The sequence below is a fragment of the Sphaerisporangium sp. NPDC049002 genome, assembly GCF_040649355.1.
Taxonomy (GTDB): Bacteria; Actinomycetota; Actinomycetes; order Streptosporangiales; family Streptosporangiaceae; genus Sphaerisporangium.
Window position 1 is genome coordinate 25,655 of record NZ_JBEZFH010000075.1, and the last position, 6,000, is coordinate 31,654.

Here is a 6,000-nt window from a genome sequence, read left to right on the forward strand (position 1 = left end):
GGCTTCGGGGGAGCCGTCCGCTAGCGGACCGGCACGCCGCCGTTGTCGCGCCGGTCGAGCGCGGTCTGCACGGGGTCGGGCGCCTCGTCCTCGGGACGGTGCTCTTCCGGACGGTTCCAGGGATACATGTCATACATGGCAAGGTCTCGCTCACTGGAGAGCGTGCGCACGGCGCACGCGATGGGGACGGGAAGGCGGACTCCGGTCACGAATGCGGACCGGACTCCTGTCCCTGATCCGGATCGCGGATCGGAACTGGTCTCACAGCCGACATGCGCCACACACCGCGGCGGGTCGCCGGCCTGCCCTGATCAGGCCCCGCCGCGGCAGGTAATGAGTACGGATACCTGGCGCGTCATCGCCCACCACGTTACCTGCCAGTAGGCCAGGTGTCTCGTAGGACGACCTAGTATCTCACTGTGTGAGACGACGAAGGCCCACCACCCGGTGGGTGATGGGCCTTCTCGTGGGCGCCCCGTCCAGCCCGTGAGACCGTACGGCTCGACCGGCGGGACGGAACGCGGTGCTCAGTCGGCGAGGTCGACCGTGCGCCCGCCCTCGGCGCCGATCTCCTGCACGATCTGGTCGGCGACGTCGGCGGAGATGGCGGAGTCGACGGTCAGCGCGATGAGGGCCCTGCCGCCCTTGGCGTCCCGGGCGACCTGCATCGAGGCGATGTTGACCTGACGCTCGCCAAGGATCTTGCCGACGATGCCCACGATGCCCGGCCGGTCGGCGTAGGTGAAGAACGCCAGGTGGTCGGTGGGCTCGATCTCCATCTGGAAGCCGTTGATCTCCACGATCTTGGTGACCTGGCGCGGGCCGGAGAGCGTGCCCGACACCGAGACCGTGCGGCCGTCGGCCAGCACACCCCTGACGGTGACGACGTTGCGCCAGTCGGGGCTCTCGTCGCTGGTGACCAGCTCCACCGTGACGCCGCGGTCCTTGGCGAGCAGCGGGGCGTTGACGTAGGTCACGGCGTCCTCGACGACGTCGGTGAAGACGCCCTTGAGGGCGGCGAGCTCCAGCACGCGCACGTCGTGGGCCGCGATCTCGCCGCGGATCTCGACGTCGAGCCGGGTGGCCACCTCACCGGCGAGGGCGGTGAACACGCGGCCGAGCTTCTCGGCCAGCGGGAGGCCGGGCTTGACGTCCTCGGCGACGGCGCCGCCCTGGACGTTGACGGCGTCCGGCACGAACTCGCCGGCGAGGGCGAGCTTGACGCTGCGCGCCACCTGCGTGCCGGCCTTCTCCTGGGCCTCGTGGGTGGAGGCGCCCAGGTGCGGGGTCACCACGACGCTGTCGAGCTCGAACAGCGGGCTGTCGGTGCAGGGCTCCTTGGAGAACACGTCGATGCCGGCGCCGGCGACCCTGCCCTCCTTGAGTGCGGAGTAGAGCGCGTTCTCGTCGACGATGCCGCCGCGGGCGACGTTGATGATGCGCACCGACGGCTTCACGGTGTGCAGCTCGCGCTCGCCGATGAGCCCGACGGTCTCCTTGGACTTCGGCAGGTGCACGGTGATGAAGTCGGCCTGCATGAGCAGCTCCTCCAGCGACACCAGGCGCACGCCCATCTGGGCGGCCCTCGCCGGCTGGAGGTAGGGGTCGTACGCGATCAGCTCGACGCCGAAGGGGGCGAGGCGCTGCGCGACGAGCTGGCCGATGCGGCCGAGGCCGAGGATGCCGATGACCTTCTCGTCGAGCTCGACACCGGTGTACTTCGAGCGCTTCCACTCGCCGGCCTTGAGCGCGCTGTGGCCCTGCGCGACGTTGCGGGCACTGGCGAGGATCAGGGCGACGGTGTGCTCCGCGGCGCTGGTGATGTTGGAGGTCGGCGCGTTGACGACCATGACACCGGCCTTGGTGGCGGCCTCGACGTCGACGTTGTCCAGGCCGACCCCGGCCCGGGCGACGACGCGCAGGCGAGGCGCGTGGGACAGCGCCTCAGCGTCCACCTGGGTGGCGCTGCGCACGATGAGCGCGTCCACCTCGGCGAGGGCGGGCAGGAGCTGCGATCGGTCGGCGCCGTCTGCGTGACGGACCTCGAAGTCGGCCCCGAGCACGGCGAGACCTGCTTCGGAGAGCTCCTCTGCGACCAGGACGACGGGCTTGTTCACTGGTGGGTCCTTTGGGAAGCGCGGATGCACGGACAAGGTTCGAGTCTATCCGCGCTTGTGAAACCTCTCACGAACGTCCCGGCATCCGAGACGGCGGCGCGTACCCATCTAAACTGGATCCACGCGCAAGCCGCCATCTTGGTATTGATCACAACATTTCTTGACGATTAGGCTGATAAGCTGTGTCCCACTACCTATCGTTTGTCGTATGAGCATCGGGAACCCCGCTCTCGGAGAACTGCTCGCGCAGCATGGCAGCCCCCACCGGCTACTGGCGGCCCTTGCCGAGTGGGGCATCCTGGTAGCCGTGCGGCCGGACCGCTCCGTCGTGCTCGGCACGACGCAGGCCGGCGACCGTGTGCTCCTCGGGTACACCGACCCGAACACCTACGCGCGGCACCGTGGAAACCACTCGCTGTCGGCCTGTGACGCCGACACCATCCTCGACATCCAGCGCGTCACGGGCGTGCGCGAGATCGTCATCGACGCCGCGGGACCCGCGGCGGCGGCCGTCCCCATCGAGGACCTCCAGCGCTACCTCGCCGCCACCCGCAGCGGCCGGCACGCGCCGGCCCTGTCCAGCGCGTCACCCACGGCGTACGCCACGGGCGCGATGGCGACGGTCTCGCGGCACACGACGATGTCCAGCTCGCCCGTCCTGGAGCGGAAAGAGACGCTCAACTCGCCGGTGCCGCAGAGCCCCCCGGACGCGCCCGCGCGGCCGTGGATCCCCGCCCCGAGGCCCCACCTGTCGGGCCCGATGCAACAGGTCGACCCGGGGTACAAGCGGTGCGTCCACCCGATCCTGCCCGCGCTGCGCGTGGCGATCTCCGAGTTGCTCCGTGACTTCCCCCTGGTCCACCACGTGTGGATCTCCGAGGCCCGGACCGTCTCCGGATCGTCGGGGATCATGCTCCACGTCAAGGTGCACATGCGGGCGGCCGAGGACATCGTCAGGGACCTGCACCGCATGGTCCGCGCGCGGCTGCCGCAGCTGGCCGCCAGCGAGGCGCCCGTGCTCATGGCCCGCGTCGCCGACGCCAACACCGAGCGCCGCATGATCGAGCTCGGCGCCCACGTCGTCTGCGCCGACGTCTCCGACTGCTGACCGGCCACCGGTCCCGGCGTCACCGGGGTCCGGCCGGCCACCGCCGTCCACGGCCACCGGCCGTCACCGCCGCCGCTGTGGACTACACCTGGGCTGGAATGCCCGTGATCGGGCGGAACGCCCGTGATTGGGGCTGGCGAGCCAACGCCGGGTGGGCTGTAATTACGCAATGATCCCTTCGGCGGCGGCATCCCGGCCCCAGGCCGTCTCGCGAGGCGTGCGGCTCGGCTACGGTGTGGGCTCGTTCTGCACCGCGACATTCAGCGCCATCCCGGGCCTGCTGCTGTTGTTCTACCTGACCAACATCCTCGCGGTGCCCGCCTGGCTGGCCGGCGTGGTGGTCTTCGCGCCCAAGGCCTGGGATCTGGTGATCAACCCGCTGGTGGGCCAGTGGTCCGACCGCACGGTCTCGCGCTGGGGCCCCCGCCGGCCCTGGCTGCTCGCCGGGGCGATCATCCTTCCGATCGCCTTCGCGCTCACGTTCATGGGCCCACCCCTGACCGGGACTCCGGCCGCCCTCTTCGTCGGCCTGTTCTTCCTCATCGCCGCGACCGGGTACGCGCTGTACGAGGTGCCGTACAAGGCGATGCCCGCCGAGATGACGCACGACTACCACGAACGCACCTCGCTGCTGCAGTGGCGCATGATCTTCATCGCGCTCGCGGTGGCGCTGAGCGGCATCATCGCCCCCGCCATCGCGGCGCACTCCCTCGACGGCTACCGCATGATGGGGGTCATCTTCGCGGCCGTGCTGCTCGTGTCCATGCTCGCGTCCTTCTTCGGTACGGCCCGCGCGCCGCTGACGGGCAGCGCCGAGCCGGAGGCGACCCTCCGGGCGCAGCTCGCGGCGGCGAAGGCCAGCCGGCCGTTCCTCTGGCTGCTCGGCCTGTCGAGCGCGCAGACGCTGGCCGCGGGCGTGATGCTCGCGAGCGCGCCCTATTTCGCCTCGTACACGCTGGACGACCCCTCGGCCACCAGCACCCTCTTCGCGGCGCTGGTCGGCCCCATGCTGATCACGATGCCCCTGTGGGTGTGGCTCGCCCGCAAGATGGACAAGCGGGGCGCGATGATCCTCGCGGGGGCGCTCTTCATGGCCGGGGCGCTGCTCGCGGCGCTCACCCCGGTCTTCGGCTCGCTCTACGCCCATCTGGCGACGTTGGTCATCGGCGTGGGGTACGCCGGTCTCCAGCTTCTTCAGTTCTCCATGCTGGCCGACGTGATCGCCCACGACTCCACGACGAGCGGGAAGCGCAGAGGTGGCGTCTTCACCGGGCTGTGGACGGCCGTCGAAAGCGCGGTGACCGCTCTCGGAGCCCTGGTGGTCGGCGGGGTGCTGGGGGCCGGAGGCTTCATCTCCTCCGATCCCGAGCACCCCGTCACCCAGCCCGGCAGCGCCCTGACCGCCATCGTCCTCACCCAGGCCGTCATCCCCGCCGTGATCATCCTCACCGGCATCCTGATGACCCTCAAATACCACCTCACCGCCGCCCACCTCGACGAGGCGACCCCCGCCGTCCCCACCCCGGCCGAGTGACGACGCCTCCCCCGGCCCGGCACCCGTCCGGCGCGGCGCGGCCGCTCCTCACCGCGCCCGGCGCGTGACCATGACCGGGGCGCGGGCGAAGGCCCCCGCGACCAGCCCCGCGAGCAGGGGAAGCAGCACCACGAGCGCGGCGAGGGCGAGCCAGGGGATCACGATGATCGCCGACCCGGAGGCCACGACGTCATCGGACGTCCCGCCGGTGACCCGGACCAGGTCCGGGGTGCTCTCCCAGACTTTGGCGAGACCCGGGACGAACCCCACGGCGGCCCCCAGGGTCACCCCCGTCGCCGCGATGAACCACGCCTGCCCCATCGTCACGAGCCGCCGGATCCCCGGCGCGGCTCCGATCGCGGCGAGCGTGGCGATGTCCGGGCGGGAGTCGGCGGCGGCCAGCCCGGTGGCCGCGAACGTCCCGCCGAGCACGAGGATGATCGCCCCCGCGAAGACGAGCAGGAACACGATGTCGACAGGCCGCTCGGGACCACGCTCCACCCGTACCTCGGCGAGAGAGGTCACCGCGGCCACCCCCTGCCGGATCCGCTCCTCCTCCGCCACCGTCACCCGATGGCGAGCGGGGTCGATGACGAGTTGCGTGAGCAGCGGCCTGAGCCCGAGATCTTCCACCAAGCGGACCGGAAGCAGGGCGTCACCCACGCCTGGCTGAAGCGGCTTCACCTCGATCGCGGGCACGCTGGTCCGCTGGAACCGGGGTTCGTCTTCCCCTTTCCATACGCCCAGCGTCACCATCCCTTCCCGTACGGCGCCGGGCCGGAACACCACGGCCTTTCCCGCGGCGAGCGCGGCGGCGGCGGGATCTTCGCGCCCGGTCAGGTACCGAAGCACATCCTGCCCACCGATCCGGGTGTCCCAGTACCCGTCTCCGCAGTCCTCTTCGTCACCACACGAAAGTGGCATGACCTCGGCGCTTCCGCCATCGACTCCCGTGTAGACCTCGACCAACGAGACACCGGGCACCGCCTTCGCGGCAGCCTCCCGTAGAAGGGGCATTTCCTCCCCCGTGCCGCTCATCGCCCCAATGGTGAGCGCCCCGTACACCTGCCTGGGCTGGTAGAACTCGGTCAGCCGCGCGTCGTCGCTCGTCCTCACGATGAGCAGCGCGGTAAGTGCCGCGGTGGCGCCCCCCACGGCGGCCACCGCCCCGGCCGGACCGGCGCCGGTGTGGGGGTCCGCCCCACCAGCGCCCCCCACATTAAACCCCCGAAATCAGGCGA

The 6,000-nt window shown here is 70.8% G+C and carries 5 protein-coding genes; 2 read left to right on the plus strand and 3 right to left on the minus strand.

Annotation, left to right across the window (positions count from 1 at the left end):
• Positions 1–20: 20 nt before the first annotated feature.
• Positions 21–209 carry a hypothetical protein gene (locus AB0B89_RS17230; RefSeq protein ID WP_358553366.1) on the minus strand — a complete coding sequence of 63 codons (189 nt, stop codon included), beginning with the start codon at positions 207–209 and terminating at the stop codon, positions 21–23.
• A 318-nt stretch (positions 210–527) separates the two neighbouring features.
• The gene (gene serA / locus AB0B89_RS17235) at positions 528–2,117 is read right to left on the minus strand and encodes a phosphoglycerate dehydrogenase (protein WP_358553368.1); all 1,590 of its coding nucleotides are present in this window, start codon (positions 2,115–2,117) and stop codon (positions 528–530) included.
• 208 nt (positions 2,118–2,325) lie between these two features.
• Here serA and AB0B89_RS17240 point away from each other — a divergent pair, with 208 nt between their 5' ends.
• Positions 2,326–3,225, plus strand: coding sequence for a hypothetical protein (locus tag AB0B89_RS17240; protein WP_358553370.1), 900 nt, complete (start codon positions 2,326–2,328; stop codon positions 3,223–3,225).
• A 169-nt stretch (positions 3,226–3,394) separates the two neighbouring features.
• The gene (locus AB0B89_RS17245) at positions 3,395–4,759 is read left to right on the plus strand and encodes an MFS transporter (RefSeq protein ID WP_358553372.1); all 1,365 of its coding nucleotides are present in this window, start codon (positions 3,395–3,397) and stop codon (positions 4,757–4,759) included.
• A 48-nt stretch (positions 4,760–4,807) separates the two neighbouring features.
• Here AB0B89_RS17245 and AB0B89_RS17250 read toward each other — a convergent pair whose 3' ends face one another.
• Positions 4,808–5,914, minus strand: coding sequence for a hypothetical protein (locus AB0B89_RS17250; protein ID WP_358553374.1), 1,107 nt, complete (start codon positions 5,912–5,914; stop codon positions 4,808–4,810).
• Positions 5,915–6,000 lie beyond the last annotated feature (86 nt).

Bases quoted from the DNA above. Each gene is read 5' to 3' on its own strand.
- AB0B89_RS17240 (WP_358553370.1), top strand. From the start codon at position 2,326: ATGAGCATCGGGAACCCCGCTCTCGGAGAACTGCTCGCGCAGCATGGC.
- AB0B89_RS17245 (WP_358553372.1), top strand. From the start codon at position 3,395: ATGATCCCTTCGGCGGCGGCATCCCGGCCCCAGGCCGTCTCGCGAGGC.